The following is a 16,072-nucleotide window of genomic DNA, read 5'->3' as shown; positions in this document are numbered from 1 at the left end:
ATAACACCCTTTTTTAACATGCCCTGCGGAGCTATGGCGGTAAAACTGGAATATCTTTTGCACTACCCTGGGCCTAAACCATACTATTATGCAACATATTTTATTGGTCCTGGCGGCAACAGCATTATTATCCTGCCAGGAGAATAAAGGCACTAACACCAGCAGTACCGATAGTTCCAACGAAAAGATAAGCGAGGGCGCAGCACAAATAAGAGAAGGCATGCAGGAAAAGGCAGATACAGCCACCAGCAACTTCAAACGCCAGCGCGATAAAGCCCGCGAAACCCTGGAGCGCCAGCGCGATTCGATAGACAAAAAGATAGACGAGCTGAGAGAAGATAACTCTAAACGTGGCGACAAAGCCCGCGAGCGCCTGAAAGCAACCCGCGAAAGGGTAAATGAGAAGCTGGACGACGTAAAGAATGCCACTGCTGAAACCTGGGATAAAACCAAGAGAGGCGTTGATACCTTTTTCCAGCGGTCCGACCGGGAGTGGCAGGAATTCAGGCGTGACTTTAAGGAATTATGGCATTAGGAAGATACCCGGTGTAATAACACCGTTGTTCATTGTGAGGCCTGCCGCGGAAACATGGCAGGCATTTTTTTTGTTGTAATGCGGTGTATACACCGAAAATATACATTTTAAAGTGCAGCATGAGCACATCTTCCGCTATCCCATCAACATAAAAAAGCGACCATGTATACACCATCGCCCCATCCCATCAGCGCATAAAAAAACGGCGGTGTAAACACCGCCGCCCAATCACTTATTCTCACAAACTTATTTGAAGTTATAATAAACACTACCGCTTTTAAATCCACTGGCAGATAATTCCGGCACGAACGTTTTGACCCTTGTTACGCCATGCGCCACATCGAAAATAAACTCAACTTCTTTTTCAGAATAAGCACAATCGCGGCAAAAGCGCGCTGTGCGCAGGAAATGATAGTGGCCATCCTTTGTTTCGTCTATCAAAAACAATTTATTCTGATAGTCGCCATCCATGAATTTATCCACGATATAAGGCACACCGTTGTCGAAAGAGATCTTCGTTTTCTTTGCTTTAGTGTTGACGAAGTAATTGTTGGTAGCAAGGTTGATTGCCTGGCTATAAGGCTTAAGCACGTAAGTGTACATCACTACAACCCCACTCAATTCCTTTAACTGGCCACCTTCGCGTACATATAGTACCGAATCAAGCTGGTAGTTCTTGCGGTAAGGCACACTATAGTCGATAATACCCACGGAGAGCAGTTCCTGCATAGGTGGCACGGCATCTATGAGTTGCTGTACTTTAAGTGTGTTGGCAGGTGTAGTTGTAGTGCGCGCAATTTTATTATCGGGGAAGTACAGTACATTAATAAAGTAACCCGGTACCGTCATGGCATCGCGCAGTTTTCTTTTGGTGATGATGCTGTAAGAGATACATTTCTTCTTCGTAATACTATCGGCCAATTCACTCTTCGAAAAAACATATCCAGGGTCTTCCTCCAATAACAGGTGCTGGCTAAAAACGGGCGTGTAGGCTGCCAGACAAGCCAATAACAATTTGAACTTCATTATGGTTTCGTTTGCTGCATTCGGTGCTTCGCTTGCTCACTCAGTTGAGTTTCATGAGGCAAAGTATAACATTTTTATAACTTTGGTCGCCCCTACATAAAAGAAAACGGGTAAAAGGCCTAAATAGATGCCTTTTACCCGTTAAACTATAGTTAATGTAATCTTCTATTTGCCCAGCTTCCAGCCACTGCGGTATTCGCGTTTCACGAATTGGTTAGCAGGTTCGAAGTTGGTGATCTTCATATTAGCACCATCCCAAAGCAGTTTAATACCACGGCCAGGGAAGTTGTTACCGTCTTTGTAATCGTAGCTGCGGATAGCCAGGTTGCCCATCAATACTGTTTCTGTAAGCGGACCAGCGATCTCGAAAGGTGAGCTCAGCTGTTTTTTGCCGTAACCAGCTATGCAGGCGTTAACCCACTGTACATAGTGACCTTCCGGAACACGTGCAATGGTTTGCTTCACATTTACTTCCTTAGTGCGGGAAGTTGGTAGCAACGTAGGATACATACCATAGGTACCACACATCATCTTACCCTTAGTACCGTAGAAAATTACGCCGCTGGTACCGTCACGGTCGCCCATTGGCTCGCTGGGGCCCAGTTCTTCCGGACGCGCAGGTTTCAGGCCACCATCTATCCAGTTCATATAAATATCCTTCTTGCCGTTTTTACCCGGGAACTTCAGCCTTACGCTGGAAGATGGGGGACAGCTATCCGGGAAGTATCCGCGTTTGAACTCATCTACATAAACACTACCAACGCTGCATTCCACTTCAGAAGGATAACCCAGGTCAAGGATTCGGAAAGGCGGTTCGATAATATGGCAACCCATATCGCCCAATGCGCCCGTACCGTAATCCCACCAGCCGCGCCAGTTAAACGGAACCAATTTATCCACGTAATCTTTATAAGGTGCAGTACCCAGCCAAAGGTCCCAATCGAGTTCCTTTGGTAATACGCCTTTATTAGCCGACCATGGAATACCCTGCGGCCATACGGGGCGGTTAGTCCAGCAACTTACCTCGGTTACATCGCCGATTAAACCTGCCTGGTACCATTCCATAAGCTGGCGTACGCCATCGCCGGAGGCGCCCTGGTTCCCCATTTGGGTAACTACTTTATATTTTTTAGCGGCTTCCGTAAGTACGCGCGCCTCGTAAATGTCGTGTGTAAGTGGTTTCTGAACATACACGTGTTTGCCGAGCTGCATAGCGGCCAGCGCCTGTATGGCGTGGTTATGGTCTGGTGTAGATACTGTTACCGCATCTATGTTTTTATGTTCTTTGTCCAACATTTCGCGGAAGTCTTTATAATACTTCGCTTTCGGGAATGCCTTTACTGAAGCGGCTGCGCGCCTGTCATCTACATCGCACAGTAAAACAACATCAGCAGGCCCTTTGGCTATTTCGGCAAGGTCGCTCTGACCTTTACCGCCAACACCTATACCCGCCACCCTAAGCCTGTCGCTGGGTGCAGTAAACCCTTTACCTCCTAAAACGTGACGTGGAACGATCATGAAACCAGCGGCCGCAGCTGCACCGTTTCTCAGAAACGATCTGCGTGAAACCTGGTTTTCTTTTGTAGTTTTCTCTGAGAGCATGAGTGGATAATTTTGAATCAATATAAAAGAAAATGAATTTAAATAATAATTTCCTGTATGAATGGAAAAGAGGGTATTTTTGAAACCATCATCAAAAACAACTGATTACGCATGCCGGCCACTAAAAAACATCCCGCCGCTCTGCCATTTCTATTCCTGGCAGAAATGTGGGAACGCTTCGGTTTTTATCTCATTCTGGGAATCTTCCAGCTATACCTTACAGACACTGCTAAAGGCGGCTGGGGCATGGACCGCAAAACAGCCGCAGACATCTTCGGCACCTATATCGCCTTCGTATACCTCACCCCATTTATCGGCGGCCTGCTGGCCGACAGGATCATGGGTTACCGCAAATCGATTATCCTTGGCGGTATATTGATGGGGCTGGGTTACCTCGGTCTTGCGGTACACAATTTAACCATATTTTACCTGTCCTTAGCCCTCATTTGTATTGGTAATGGTTTCTTCAAACCAAACATCAGTACGCTGTTGGGTAATGTGTATAACGACGAGGCCTATAAAGCCAATAAGGACCTTGGTTATAACATCTTCTACATGGGCATCAACATAGGTGCCTTTATCTGTAATTTCTTCGCCGCGTTCCTGCGTAATACCATTGGTTGGGGTGCCGCTTTTGCGGCGGCTGGTGTTGGTATGTTCCTCGGTGTTATCATCTTTATTATCGGGATGAAGCACTACCGCCACGCCGATGTATTAAAGCCCGCACAGCCCGAAGACATGCCTATGAGCAGCATACTGGCGCAGGTATTTTTACCGGCCATTGCAGTAGGTGTTGCCGGCTGGTTCATTCCCGGAAATATATTTGGTTCCGATAGTACCGATGCGTTCATCTTCGCCTGCCTGCCCATCATTTACTTCTTCGCAAACCTGCTGCGCAAAGCGTCTAAACAGGATAAACGTCCGGTAGCCGCACTGCTGGCCATCTTCGCTGTGTCTATTATGTTCTGGGCCGTGTTTAAACAAAATGGGACCGCGCTCACCACATGGGCGCAATACTATACCGATCGCGAAGCACCTAAAGCGATAGAGAAGCCAATGGAAAAACTCTACCTCGTGGAAAAGATCGCGAACGAACAGGACTCCGTAACCGCCTATGATAAAGAGTTTAGGGTGATAAGAGATGCGAACGGGCAACCCGTTAAACTGTGGGGAAAAAATCCTTACTTTTCGAACGTAGCCCCTGCCGATATGCCGGCAGAAGGCACTACCGTTAACCTGATCAACACAGAACTGTTCCAGTCTATTAACCCATTCTTTGTTGTGGTGTTAACACCGCTGGTGATCATGTTCTTCGTATGGTTACGCAAAAAAGACAAAGAGCCGTCCACCCCGAAAAAGATTGCCTGGGGCCTGCTGATTTCCGCCTTCTCCACGTTTATGATGGTAGCCGCGGTGTATGTGTGCAGTAACGGTGAAATAAAAGCTTCGCCATGGTGGCTGATCGGCTGTTACGGTGTGATCACCGTAGGTGAATTATTCCTAAGCCCGATGGGACTTTCGCTGGTATCTAAACTGAGTCCGGCCCGTTTAACCTCGCTGATGATGGGAGGCTGGTTCCTGGCCACATCCATTGGCAATAAGTTATCCGGCATCCTGGCTACGCTGTGGGACGAGTACGATAACAAAGCGAACTACTTCCTTGTGAACTTCCTTTTACTGGGCATTGCTGCCGCTATCATATTCATGATGCTGCGTTGGTTAAATGTGATTTTCAAGGAGAATGTAAAATAGATGTATCCTGATAAGAGAAAGGCTGCCGGTACAAAACCCAGGCAGCCTTTTTTATTTTGAGATGATTTGGTTTACGGGGCGTACTATACACCTATCCCTCCCAGGTCATTATCGTACCTCTGTCTTCCGGCTTGATATATAATGGCAGCAAGTGCTCATCGTACGCCACGCCATATTGTTTCAGCACATCATCCGGTACGCCGTCCCAGGCATTTGGCGTATTACCCACATAACCCAGGTCTTTAACACCCTCCTTGCTGGTGAAGAAACCCGTGGCAGTAAGGTTCCGCATCGTCGTAAAAAAGTTGACGCCCTGGCTGTGTGCTGGTTTCGCTTTTGCAGGATAAGCTATCTGATCGACTATCGCCAATCTTTGCTCATTGCTGCTTTCGGAAAATATCTTTCCGTGCGAGTTCAGGCTAAATACATCCAGCCAGCGAAGACCGCCGCGCAACGGTGTTTGGTATTGAGGCTGGTCTTTCACCATAAACTCTATAAAATCGGGCACCCCTGCTTCGGTAGCACTTCCTGAATGCTCGTCTTTCGGAATGATGATGTCCACCAGGATACCGATAGTCGTGAACTCCGCCGCCGTGAAAAATTTCTCTGCATTCAGTTTCGCATCGCGCTCGACCTCCTCCGGGGTACGGCCGTAACCGCCTGCCACTTTCTTTTCATCCTTCTTTACTTCTTTGCCCTCTTCGTTGCAGGCCGTAACCATGGCCCCTGCCGACAACGAGCCAATAACCAGGGCTTTCAGCGATTCTCTCCTATCCATGTTGTTGTTTTTATGTTGATGAATAGTGTTAGATATTTTGTTTCTTCAGTTCATCGAGTATGTACTCGGACGCCCGCAACGACAGCGCCAGTATGGTCCAGGTAGGATTTTTATCTGCCTGTGAAACAAACGGGCCACCATCTACCACAAACAGGTTCTTCACATCATGCGCCTGGTTAAACCTGTTAACCACCGAACGTTTGGCATCGTCGCCCATACGCGTGGTGCCTACTTCATGAATGATGCGGCCCGGGTTCTCCAGCCCGTAATTCTTTTCCACGCCGGGTTTATCACCCAAAGCCACCCCGCCCAACTGATGGATCAACTGCTCGAAAGTATCCTGCATATGTTTCGCCTGTTTAATCTCATGCTCGCTCCAGGTATAGTTGAAGCGTAACACCGGGATGCCGAATTTATCTACCGTGTTCGGATCTATCTCGCAGTAATTATCTTCCCGCGCAATAGCCTCACCCCTTCCGGCCATACCAATGGTGGCGCCGTAAAAGCGGCGGTAATCGTTCTTCAGCGAAGCGCCGTAACCACCTGCGGCCATACCTTCCACATTACCCTGCAAACCCTCTATACCAAAGCCGAAACCATACATGGGCATGCCCATACTTCCACCAAACTCAATATGGTAACCGCGGCCGAAATCAAGCTTCCTGTTATCTAACCACCACGGCACGTACATGTGCATACCGCCTACTCCATCTTCGTTATAACGTTTCCTGTCCATTAGCTGCGGCAGAAACGCACGGCGCGAAGAGCCCGTGGAATCGTGCAGGTACTTGCCAACGAGCCCGCTGGAGTTGGCAAGCCCGTTATCGTGGCCGCCATTTTTTGAGTTAAGCAGTAACCTGGCCGATTCGCAGGCACTGGCTGCCAGTACGAACACCTTTGCGTTTACCTGGTACTCCTGCAGGTCCGTTTTATCAACATACGAAATAGCAGTGGCCTTACCGGTTTTATCGGTTATTACTTCGCGGGCCATGGCGTTCACGTACATATCTACATTACCCGTTTTTAAAGCCGGGCGTACCAATACTGAAGAGGATGAGAAATCACCGTATACGGAGCAGCCCCGGTTGCACTGGCCACAATAGAAACAGGCACCACGCTCTTTGTTCACAGGCCGTGTAAGCATGGACATACGCGACGTAATTACCGGTAGTCCAATTTTACGGCCCGCATCTCTCAGTAACAACTCGTGCAGGCGTGGTTTAGGCGGGGGAAGAAAGAAGCCATCCGGCTCGTTGAGCATATTTTCTTTGGTGCCAAATACACCGATCATTTTATCTACGCGATCATAAAAAGGCTTTACATCGTCGTAACTGATAGGCCAGTCGTCGCCCAGCCCATCTACACTTTTATGTTTGAAGTCGCGCGGGCCAAACCGCAGAGAAATACGGCCCCAGTGGTTGGTGCGGCCACCCACCATCCGCGAGCGGAACCAGTCGAACTGCGTTTTGCCTTTTTGCGTGTACGGTTCCCCGTTAATTTCCCATCCGCCATAGGCTGCGTCCATATCCCCGAAAGGGCGGGTGGTGTTAGCGCCGCGGCGGGGCGAGTCGTACGCCCATTTAAGCTGGGTCGATTGTTCCGGGTCGGCAGGATCGTACTTGGGGCCGGCTTCCAGCAAGGCCACTTTTAAACCGGCTTCGGCCAGCACTTTCGCTGCCATACCACCTCCTGCTCCCGAACCAACAATACACACGTCGTACACGGGACCTTTCTTCCTTATCTCAAAAGACATAATCGTGGATTTAAATTTGACCTTAGTAGTACTAAATCTAAAAATTAAACGCCGTAAATGGTAGGTGTTTTTTAACTTACTGTAATATTATTTTTATGACCGAGCAGCTTCCATACATCCTGGGTGTAGACATTGGCACCAGCAGCACCAAAACCATTGCAGTATTGCGCAGCGGCAAAGTGATCGCTGACAGCAGGGAGGCTTATCCCACCCACCAGCCCCAGCCTGGCCGCAGCGAGCAGGATGCACATCAACTTTACGAAGCCATTCTGAAAACCATCCGCAGCGTAACGGCGCAATTGGGTTATGCCCCGGCAGCAGTGAGTTTCAGCAGTGCTATGCACAGCTTCATGGCTGTAGATGCTGCAGGTAAACCATTAACCCCGCTCATCATATGGTCCGACAACAGGAGCGAAAGTTATGCTGTTGCATTGCGTAACACGCCACAGGGGCAGGCTATTTTCAGGCAAACCGGCACACCGGTACATCCGATGTCGCCGCTCTGCAAGCTGATGTGGCTAAAAAACCAGGAACCTGCTATATTTAACGCCGCACACAAGTTTATTGGTATCAAGGAATATGTTATTTACCAGCTTTGTGAAGCGTACATCACCGATTACGCGATTGCGTCGGCCACCGGGTTATTCGATATCAGGCAAAAGGTGTGGAGCGCCGAAGCGCTTGCGCTGGCCGATATTACAGAAGATCGTTTGCCCGTTGCCGTTCCATCCGCCCAAATTTTACCTCCTGTACATACCGCATTACTTGCCGCTAATGGACTAGCCACCAGCACCGTTTTTGTTGCCGGTGCCAGCGATGGATGCCTGGCACAACTGGGCAGTGGCGCTATCAATCCCGGCGAAGCCGCCATCACCATAGGCACCAGCGGTGCCATACGCACCGTTACCACGCATCCGCAGGCCGATGAAACAGGGCGCCTGTTTACGTATGTGCTGGAAGACCGCTACGTGAGCGGCGGGGCAATCAATAATGGCGGAGTGGCGGTTCAATGGCTGGCCGGGATACTTACTCCCGGGGCCTTTTCAGCAGCTGCTTTCACAGAAGATGCGTTTACTGTACCACCGGGCTGCGAAGGATTACTATGCCTGCCGTACCTGCAGGGCGAGCGCGCCCCCGTGTGGGACAGTCGCGCCAGCGGGAGTTTTGCCAACGTCCACCAACACCATACTGCAGCGCATTTTAAACGTGCGTTAATTGAGGGAATTTCATTTAGCCTTTATAGCATTGTAGAAGCGCTGCTCACTACCGCTGGCCCTGTTAAACAGGTGTCTGTAAGTGGCGGGTTTACCGCCTCTGAGCAGTGGATACAGCTGCTGGCCGACATCTTCCAGTTGCCGATGCTGCTTGAAAAAGAAAACGACGCTTCCGCACTGGGAGCCGCTTTACTGGGCTGGCACGCGTTAAAAGAGATAGACATGTGGGCTTACAACCCACCGCCCGGCACCAAAGTGTTTGAGCCTGGTAAGGCGCATTACGAAACGTACATGCGCAATTACAAGGCATTTGGAATGCTGTATCATCAAATGAAACAAATAGAAGCGGTGTTAAGGGGATAATTATGCTCCCCTTTCGAACATCCTGTCCAGGTCCTGCAGCTTAAACGAGATATAGGTAAACCTGCCACCGGGCGATACGCTTGGCATACTGCAGGCAAATAATTCATCGATCACATTCTGCATTTCGCGTGGCGTAAGCGGTTTTCCCCTGGGAATAGCGTTATTGCGCGCCATAGAACGTACCAACTGCTCGCGGCGGTTGTGCTTCAGTTCGTGGCTAAAGTTCTTGAATTGTTCCAGCAACCCTTCGATGGTGGCCTGTTCGTTACCCGTTTGAATATCGGCAGGTGTACCCCGAACGATGAAAGTGTTGTTTCCGAAAGGCTCCAGATCGTAACCCAAAGCATTTAAATCCGCCAGCATTTCCGACACGAGTACCGCATCGGCAGGCAACAGATGTAACGTTTGGGGGAAAAGGCTTTGCTGTGTAGGCACCGGCGTTTCAGACAATGCACGGTTATAACGCTCGTACAAAATCCTTTCGTGGGCAGCCTGCTGATCTATCAGGATGAAACCAGACTTAATATGCGACAAAATGTATTGCTGATGTACCTGCATTGGCACCTTTTGGCCGGTGCCTACTTCCTGCCAGCGCTCGTCTATCACAGAGGCGGTAGCAGCAGGCATTTGTGGCTGCGGTTCAATATCCGACGGGCTGGTATAGCCTCCCAATGCCGGGCGTGGCCCTTCGTAGAGGTCTTTCCAGTGGCGGAGATTACTATTGCTGCTTTTATCGATTACGTGCGCCTGGTTGGCTTGTGTAAAACTTTTGTAGATAGAACTATTGGCCGATTGCGCCTGTTCTTCACGGGTAAACGGTTTAGACACCGCATCCAGGCTCTGAATGCCAGGGTCCAGATCGAAGTCGAGTGCGGGTGTTACGCTAAACTGTGCGAGTGCGTGGCGGATGGCCGACTGCACGAACGCATACATCACCTTTTCATCATCAAATTTTATTTCCTGTTTGGTAGGATGCACGTTAATGTCCACATGTGCAGGATCGAGGTCGATAAACAACACGTACAGCGGGTAGCTGTCGGTCGGGATCATTTCCGCGAAAGCGTTCATTACCGCGTGGTGCAGGTAAGGACTTTTGATAAAACGGTTGTTCACGAAAAAGAACTGGTCGCCGCGGGTTTTCTTCGCCGTTTCCGGTTTGCCCACAAACCCGTTCAGGTCCATATAGTCCGTAGCCTCTTTCACCGCTACAAGTTTAGCATTGTAGTGCTGGCCGAGAATAGCCACAATACGTTGCTTCAGCGATCCTTTTTCGAGGTGGAACAGTTCCTGTCCGTTATTATTAAGGGAAAATTGCAATTCGGGGAACGACATCGCCACACGGATGAACTCGTCTACAATATGACGCATTTCCGCCGCATTACTTTTCAGGAAGTTCCTGCGGGCCGGCACATTAAAGAACAGATTTTTCATTGAAATGCTCGTACCCGCCTGTGCCTGGCAGGGCTCCTGCTTTTTCACGACACTGTTATCTATCTCTATATAAGTGCCCAGTTCCGAGTCTGGCTTGCGGGTTTTCATTTCCACTTGCGATACTGCGGCAATAGATGCCAGCGCCTCGCCACGGAAGCCCATTGTGCGGATCTGGAACAGATCGTCGATCGTATTAATTTTCGAGGTGGCATGGCGCTCGAAGCACATCCGCGCGTCCGTTTCGCTCATTCCTCCTCCGTTATCTATCACCTGCACCAGTTCTTTACCGGCGTCGCGGAGAATGAGTTGTATTTCTGTAGCGCCGGCGTCCACGGCGTTCTCCAGCAGTTCTTTCACTGCCGAAGCCGGGCGTTGAATTACTTCACCGGCGGCTATCTGGTTTGCTATGTTATCGGGTAATAAATTGATGATATCAGCCACTTCCTGCCTTTTGCGCAAATGTAGCAATTCATTACTTGTTAATGACGATTAACCGTCTTTAATTGTCCCCGGTGCTTTTCAACACCCGATATGCAGTACATTTTGTTAAAATCTATGTCGTTCTTTTCCGCCACAATCCAATACGTTGCCTAATTCGTACCTTTAACTGTGATACATCAATGGTATGAATATTGGTGTTAAAATGTAGTTAACAGGTAATCAATTAAGATATGAAATCGTGGAATCTGGTAATTTTGGTTTTATCCGTTTTTGTTAGTAACTGTTCATACTCCCAGCAAAGTGGGAAAAATGCCAAACATATGGAGGATAAAAAGAATCCCGTATACTCACGTACGGACACTAGTAAGGTAAACATGGCCGAGGAGGAGTGGAAAAAAGTATTACCACAAAAAGTGTATGAGATAGCGAGGGAAAAAGGCACAGAATGGGCATTCACAGGCAAATACTGGAACTCAACGGAAAAAGGCACTTATTACTGTGCGGCATGCGGTAACCCGCTTTTCGTTTCGGACACCAAATTTGAAAGTGGCTGCGGCTGGCCAAGTTTTTACCAGCCTATTTCAAAAACAAGCGTTCTTTACACGCCCGACAACACGCATGGTATGCAGCGCACAGAAGTGCAGTGTGGCCGTTGTAAGGCGCACCTGGGTCACGTTTTTGACGACGGCCCGCCGCCAACAGGCCTGCGCTACTGTATCAACTCTGTAATTCTCGACTTCGACAAAGCCCAGGCGGCCGAAAAGAAGTTCGACAAAGACAAAGGAGCCGCCACTAAAGAAAAAGAATAATCCTCAAGCCAACCTCCTAGCACAAAACATTGGTCCGTACCCCTTATGGTTATACGAAAAACTATAAGGGATACGGATTTTTTTTGACGCCAACGCACCGCAGCCTAAAAAGAGCTATATTTAGTAGGCCTAAACTTACCTTTTATGAAAGCACTAAAAGTTCTCGCCTGGATCGTAGGCGTGCTGGCTGCGCTCTTTCTAATACTCCTTTTTGCCGCCCCATCGCAACTACACGTAGAACGATCCATACAGGTGAATGCTCCTGCCAATGTGGTTTGGGAGCATCTTGTTAAATTCGAAAACTTCAATAAATGGAGTACCTGGCGACAGGCCGACACCGCTGCCGTGTACACCATTACGGGCACCGATGGCACCGAAGGCGCATACACCTCCTGGAAAGGTGAAAAGCTTGGTGAAGGCAAACTGCAACACATCTCTCTTACGCCATACAAAGAAATCAAACAGAAAATATACTTCTTTAAACCCTTTAGCTCCGAAGCGAACATCTTTTTTACCCTGGAAGAAACGGACGGAAAAACCAAGGTGAACTGGGGATTTGATGCCGAGTACCAACGCCCGCAGAATATCATGGGTATGTTTATGAAAGGTGCATTGGAAAAAGATTTCCAGCAGGGGCTGGATAATATGAAGAAAGCAGTGGAAAGTCATAAACCCGAAGCCGGCGCAACCCCGGAAGCCGGTAAATGGCAAGTAAAGGAAACCGAATTCCCTGCAACAACCTACGCTGTTGCACGTAAAACAATACCCATCTCCGAAATTGATAAGTACATTGCCGCCAGCCTGCCCGAAGTATACGAAACCGTAACCGCCGCTGGTTTACCTCCTGGCGTACCAACCGGCCTCGTATTTAGTTATGATGAGAAAAGTGGCAAAACTGATATTGCTACGGCTATACCCATCCCGGCCGACAGCAAAGCCGGTCCGAAATTGAAACTGTTTACGCTTAACACCGCAAAAGCTGTGTATGTAGACTTTTACGGCCCTTATGAGAAAACGCCCGAAGCGCATACCGCGATAGACGCCTACCTCAGTACACGAAACCTGAAACACAAGTACCCGGTAATAGAGCAATACGTTACCGACCCCGCATCCGAACAGGATACGGCCAAGTGGCTAACAAAGGTGATTTATATCTTAGAGTAAACGCAAAGCGCGGCCTAAACCTTGAATGGAAGGAATTGTTTGGGCAAACTGCCAGCAAACACGACAATGTTTAAAGAGCAGATTACAATTGAGCGCGACCTGTACTTAGACTTTGGATGTTAGTTTTTCAACTGCTAGATAAGATTCTCTAATTCCTGCGCGCAGAAAGTTGGTTCAATTTCTATTACCTCGTATAATGCCAACTGAAGCTTATCGAACGGATCTTCGGCAAGAATGGCTTCCACCTCCCTGCGTGAAGATGCTTTACACAGAATAATTCCACCCGTGCGGGGTTTGCGCTTGCCGGACAAGATAAAATGTCCGCTCTGGGCATATTTGTCCAGGAAGATTTTATGTGCATCCAGGTAGTGGTCGATGGCGGCCAGCGGACGGATGTACTGTAACATGATTAGGAACATCGGCTTTTTCAATAAACGGTTATGAATCACTGATTAATACAAAGGTATATAAAACTATCAGATATTTATTTTTTATAATAGACTGGGCATAAGACTGATAAATGGTCATAGCACAGGTTTTAACTTTGATACGGCTTTGTTAATAAACTGATAATCATCGATTTTATTGTCTGCTGTCAAAAGCAGGCCATTTACCGCCCAAATTAGTCCAGCTATAAAGATTCGGAACGCATTAGCAAAAAACGTTGTATTTTCGCTCCTAATTCTCAAAAACCTTTAACGTTTTTCTCTTTTATGAAAAAGAACATTTCCAAAGTTTTGTTGACGATCGGTGCTGCCGCAGTGGTAGCGTTGTCGTCTTGCTCTAAAGTACCCACGCAGAGCAAGCACATTCCCAAAGAAGCAGCTTTTGTGCTGAGTATCGATGGGAAACAGATCCAGGATAAGATCGCATCCGGCGGACTTACCATGGATAAAGTATTTGAAACCTTACAAACCGGCCAGGACACTTCTAATCCTGTGCTGAAAGGATTCAAAGAAATCGAGAACTCAGGTCTCGATATCAAAAGCAACCTGTATATCGCAGTTACGCCTAACACTACCCGCAATGTAGTGATAGACCTGATCGCTAAACTGGATGACGGTGCTAAATTCGAAGCATTCCTGAAAAAACATAACGCCGCAGTTTCTATCAAAACTGAAGGTGCTGATTTCAAATATGCAGAGGTTGAAAGCGCAGTTGTAGGCTGGAACAAAGAAACTGTTATCGCTGTTTCCGTACAAGGCGGATCTGGCGATGGCGAAGCTGCTGCTGGTAAAGTAGAACTTACCCGCCTCTTCAAACTGAAAGAGAGCGAGTCTGCTAACAGCATCGAAGGTTTCAAAAAACTGATGAAAGAAAAAGCAGACGTGGCGGCTTTCGTAAACCTGAGTTCTATCTACAACCTGGACCAGGGTGCTGCTGCAGCGATGATGATGACCAGCCTGAAAAAACTGTATGAAGGTGCTTACTACACTGCTACTGTTAACTTCGAGAATGGTAAGATCGTTTCAGAAATGAAGTCTTACTCCAGCGACGCACTGGCTAAGATCATGAAGAAATACAGTTGGGAAGGTGTTAACCTCGCTATGCTGGAAAAATACCCTTCTTCTAACATCGACGGTTTTGCCCTGCTCAACTTCGACCTCCGTATGATCGGCGACATCATCAAAGAAGCTGGTATGGACGGTCTGGTTAACATGGGTATGGCTCAATCAGGTCTTTCCCTGGAAGATGTACTGAAAGCATTTAAAGGTGAGATCGTAGCTGTTGCTTCTGATTTCAAAACTGTTAAAACTGTATCTGAGTGGGACACCACCTACAGCTACAACAAAACAGAAGTTAAATGGCTGGTTTCCCTGAAAGTAGGTGATAAAGCTTCTTTCGAGAAGGTAATGAACTCTCCTATGGTACAGCAGGCCTTTACTAAACAAGGCGACAAATACATCATGAAAGAAGAAATGGGCCCTGCCGGTTTCTCTGTTTACATCGATACTAAAGACGTTATCGTAGCATCTGATGCTGCTTTACAGGCCGAATACCAGGCTGGTAAAGGTAAAGCGGTTGTTGCTCCGGAAGTACTGAGCGAAGCTAAAGGCAGCCCTGCTGTTCTTTACGTTGACCTCGAGAAAATCCTGGCCAGCGCTCCGCTGAACGAAATGGACGCTCCTGAAGTAGAAGCAGAACTGAAAACACTGTTCAAAGACATTCGCATGGTAAGCGAAAAGCCAAGCGGCAGCGTGTCTACCTCTAAGTTCGTGCTGAACTTCAAAAAGCAGGACCAGAACTCACTGGTGCAGCTCATCAACTTCGGTTTGAAAGCTGGTAAAGCTATTCAGGCTAAACAGGCTGCACAGCGTAAAATGTGGGAAGATATTTCAGAAGATACAACTGTTGCTGACGATGCTGCAGTAGCTGTAGATACAGTAGTAGCTGTTCCATAAATTATATTTCAGTTATAACTGATAAAAAAGCTGTCCTGCGGGACAGCTTTTTTTATGCACCCGCTTGGCGGCGCAAAGATTTGTATTAGTTTTATTGACCCGGCATACCGCCGGTCAGGCATTTAACCACACAGCGCAACATGGAAATCGCACTTAACCAGTTGGTACCCATCCCCCTGCGGGACAAAATTCTCCAGCAGCAGTCGGATGTATGGAATAGCAACATTACGTTCCGGCCAGGGCGTTTTATCAAAATAAAAGCCCCCTCCGGTACCGGCAAAACCACGCTTATACATTACCTGTACAACATCCGCTACGACTATACGGGCAGTGTGTCCTTTAACGGAAAACCCTGGCCGCAGTACAGCAGCGAGGAGCTGGCTGAACTTCGTCAGCAGAAAATAAGTGTGGTGTTCCAAGACCTTCGCCTGTTCGACCAGCTAACTGCCAGGGAGAACATAGAACTCAAAAGAGTAATGCTGCCCAAACCTTATCATCCCGCAGAAAAAATACAGGAAATGGCCGAACAACTGCGTGTAACCCACGTATTGCAGCAGAGCGCCAGAACCCTCTCTTATGGCGAACGCCAGCGCATCGCGATCATTCGCGCCCTGATGCAGCCCTTCGAATGGCTGATGATGGACGAGCCATTCAGTCACCTCGACGACGCCAATGCGAGCCGCGCTGCCGAACTGATTGCCGCAGAATGTACCGCACGGAATGCAGGCTTCATCCTCACCGACCTTGATGATGACCAGCGATTTAACTACCACGACCATTACCACCTTTAACGCTATTGCTA

13 protein-coding genes are annotated in these 16,072 nt (G+C 48.3%); 7 read left to right on the top strand and 6 right to left on the bottom strand.

Translation table 11 applies throughout. From position 1 onward, the window contains the following. The first annotated feature begins 88 nt into the window (after positions 1–88). Positions 89–535, top strand: coding sequence for a hypothetical protein (locus QZT80_RS20435; RefSeq protein ID WP_295126468.1), 447 nt, complete (start codon positions 89–91; stop codon positions 533–535). A gap of 246 nt (positions 536–781) precedes the next feature. Here QZT80_RS20435 and QZT80_RS20430 read toward each other — a convergent pair whose 3' ends face one another. Continuing rightward, positions 782–1,561 (bottom strand): hypothetical protein, encoded by a 780-nt coding sequence (locus QZT80_RS20430; protein WP_295126465.1) that lies wholly within the window; start codon positions 1,559–1,561, stop codon positions 782–784. Between the two features lie 165 nt (positions 1,562–1,726). Continuing rightward, entirely contained in the window at positions 1,727–3,163 is a 1,437-nt protein-coding gene (locus QZT80_RS20425; RefSeq protein ID WP_295126462.1) for a Gfo/Idh/MocA family oxidoreductase, read from the bottom strand. Between the two features lie 111 nt (positions 3,164–3,274). Here QZT80_RS20425 and QZT80_RS20420 point away from each other — a divergent pair, with 111 nt between their 5' ends. Beyond that, positions 3,275–4,915: a peptide MFS transporter gene (locus tag QZT80_RS20420; RefSeq protein WP_295126459.1), complete on the top strand. Its 1,641-nt coding sequence runs from the start codon at positions 3,275–3,277 to the stop codon at positions 4,913–4,915. 91 nt (positions 4,916–5,006) lie between these two features. Here the strand turns inward: QZT80_RS20420 and QZT80_RS20415 are convergent, their stop codons facing one another. Then, positions 5,007–5,693: a gluconate 2-dehydrogenase subunit 3 family protein gene (locus tag QZT80_RS20415; RefSeq protein ID WP_295126456.1), complete on the bottom strand. Its 687-nt coding sequence runs from the start codon at positions 5,691–5,693 to the stop codon at positions 5,007–5,009. A 28-nt stretch (positions 5,694–5,721) separates the two neighbouring features. After that, complete coding sequence (locus QZT80_RS20410; protein ID WP_295126453.1) at positions 5,722–7,446, bottom strand: GMC family oxidoreductase; 1,725 nt, start codon at positions 7,444–7,446, stop codon at positions 5,722–5,724. A gap of 95 nt (positions 7,447–7,541) precedes the next feature. Here QZT80_RS20410 and QZT80_RS20405 point away from each other — a divergent pair, with 95 nt between their 5' ends. Then, complete coding sequence (locus tag QZT80_RS20405) at positions 7,542–9,023, top strand: gluconokinase (protein ID WP_295126451.1); 1,482 nt, start codon at positions 7,542–7,544, stop codon at positions 9,021–9,023. Here the strand turns inward: QZT80_RS20405 and mutL are convergent, their stop codons facing one another. Continuing rightward, the gene (gene mutL, locus QZT80_RS20400; RefSeq protein ID WP_295126448.1) at positions 9,024–10,913 is read right to left on the bottom strand and encodes a DNA mismatch repair endonuclease MutL; all 1,890 of its coding nucleotides are present in this window, start codon (positions 10,911–10,913) and stop codon (positions 9,024–9,026) included. It abuts the gene before it with no gap. Between the two features lie 302 nt (positions 10,914–11,215). On the opposite strand from mutL, the gene msrB reads away from it, so the two are divergent. Together msrB and QZT80_RS20390 are read left to right on the top strand one after the other, a co-directional pair. Then, complete coding sequence (msrB, locus tag QZT80_RS20395; protein WP_367112883.1) at positions 11,216–11,704, top strand: peptide-methionine (R)-S-oxide reductase MsrB; 489 nt, start codon at positions 11,216–11,218, stop codon at positions 11,702–11,704. 144 nt (positions 11,705–11,848) lie between these two features. Beyond that, positions 11,849–12,868 (top strand): SRPBCC family protein, encoded by a 1,020-nt coding sequence (locus tag QZT80_RS20390; RefSeq protein WP_295126443.1) that lies wholly within the window; start codon positions 11,849–11,851, stop codon positions 12,866–12,868. Positions 12,869–13,002: 134 nt separating this feature from the next. Here the strand turns inward: QZT80_RS20390 and QZT80_RS20385 are convergent, their stop codons facing one another. Next, positions 13,003–13,275: a YciI family protein gene (locus QZT80_RS20385; RefSeq protein WP_295126440.1), complete on the bottom strand. Its 273-nt coding sequence runs from the start codon at positions 13,273–13,275 to the stop codon at positions 13,003–13,005. Positions 13,276–13,581: 306 nt separating this feature from the next. Here QZT80_RS20385 and QZT80_RS20380 point away from each other — a divergent pair, with 306 nt between their 5' ends. Together QZT80_RS20380 and QZT80_RS20375 are read left to right on the top strand one after the other, a co-directional pair. Then, a complete protein-coding gene (locus QZT80_RS20380) occupies positions 13,582–15,270 on the top strand; it encodes a DUF4836 family protein (RefSeq protein ID WP_295126438.1) in 1,689 nt (562 codons plus the stop codon). A 140-nt stretch (positions 15,271–15,410) separates the two neighbouring features. Next, positions 15,411–16,061, top strand: coding sequence for an ATP-binding cassette domain-containing protein (locus QZT80_RS20375; RefSeq protein ID WP_295126436.1), 651 nt, complete (start codon positions 15,411–15,413; stop codon positions 16,059–16,061). Positions 16,062–16,072: the final 11 nt, after the last annotated feature.

The sequence above is a fragment of the uncultured Chitinophaga sp. genome, assembly GCF_902168175.1.
Classification (GTDB): domain Bacteria; phylum Bacteroidota; class Bacteroidia; order Chitinophagales; family Chitinophagaceae; genus Chitinophaga.
The sequence above is the reverse complement of the archived record's forward strand: the minus strand, read 5'-3'. Positions and strand labels throughout refer to the sequence as shown.

Bases quoted from the DNA above. Each gene is read 5' to 3' on its own strand.
- QZT80_RS20385 (WP_295126440.1), bottom strand. From the start codon at position 13,275: ATGTTACAGTACATCCGTCCGCTGGCCGCCATCGACCACTACCTGGAT.
- QZT80_RS20390 (WP_295126443.1), top strand. From the start codon at position 11,849: ATGAAAGCACTAAAAGTTCTCGCCTGGATCGTAGGCGTGCTGGCTGCG.
- QZT80_RS20420 (WP_295126459.1), top strand. From the start codon at position 3,275: ATGCCGGCCACTAAAAAACATCCCGCCGCTCTGCCATTTCTATTCCTG.
- QZT80_RS20405 (WP_295126451.1), top strand. From the start codon at position 7,542: ATGACCGAGCAGCTTCCATACATCCTGGGTGTAGACATTGGCACCAGC.
- QZT80_RS20430 (WP_295126465.1), bottom strand. From the start codon at position 1,561: ATGAAGTTCAAATTGTTATTGGCTTGTCTGGCAGCCTACACGCCCGTT.
- QZT80_RS20375 (WP_295126436.1), top strand. From the start codon at position 15,411: ATGGAAATCGCACTTAACCAGTTGGTACCCATCCCCCTGCGGGACAAA.
- msrB (WP_367112883.1), top strand. From the start codon at position 11,216: ATGGAGGATAAAAAGAATCCCGTATACTCACGTACGGACACTAGTAAG.
- QZT80_RS20425 (WP_295126462.1), bottom strand. From the start codon at position 3,163: ATGCTCTCAGAGAAAACTACAAAAGAAAACCAGGTTTCACGCAGATCG.
- QZT80_RS20410 (WP_295126453.1), bottom strand. From the start codon at position 7,446: ATGTCTTTTGAGATAAGGAAGAAAGGTCCCGTGTACGACGTGTGTATT.
- QZT80_RS20380 (WP_295126438.1), top strand. From the start codon at position 13,582: ATGAAAAAGAACATTTCCAAAGTTTTGTTGACGATCGGTGCTGCCGCA.
- QZT80_RS20435 (WP_295126468.1), top strand. From the start codon at position 89: ATGCAACATATTTTATTGGTCCTGGCGGCAACAGCATTATTATCCTGC.
- QZT80_RS20415 (WP_295126456.1), bottom strand. From the start codon at position 5,693: ATGGATAGGAGAGAATCGCTGAAAGCCCTGGTTATTGGCTCGTTGTCG.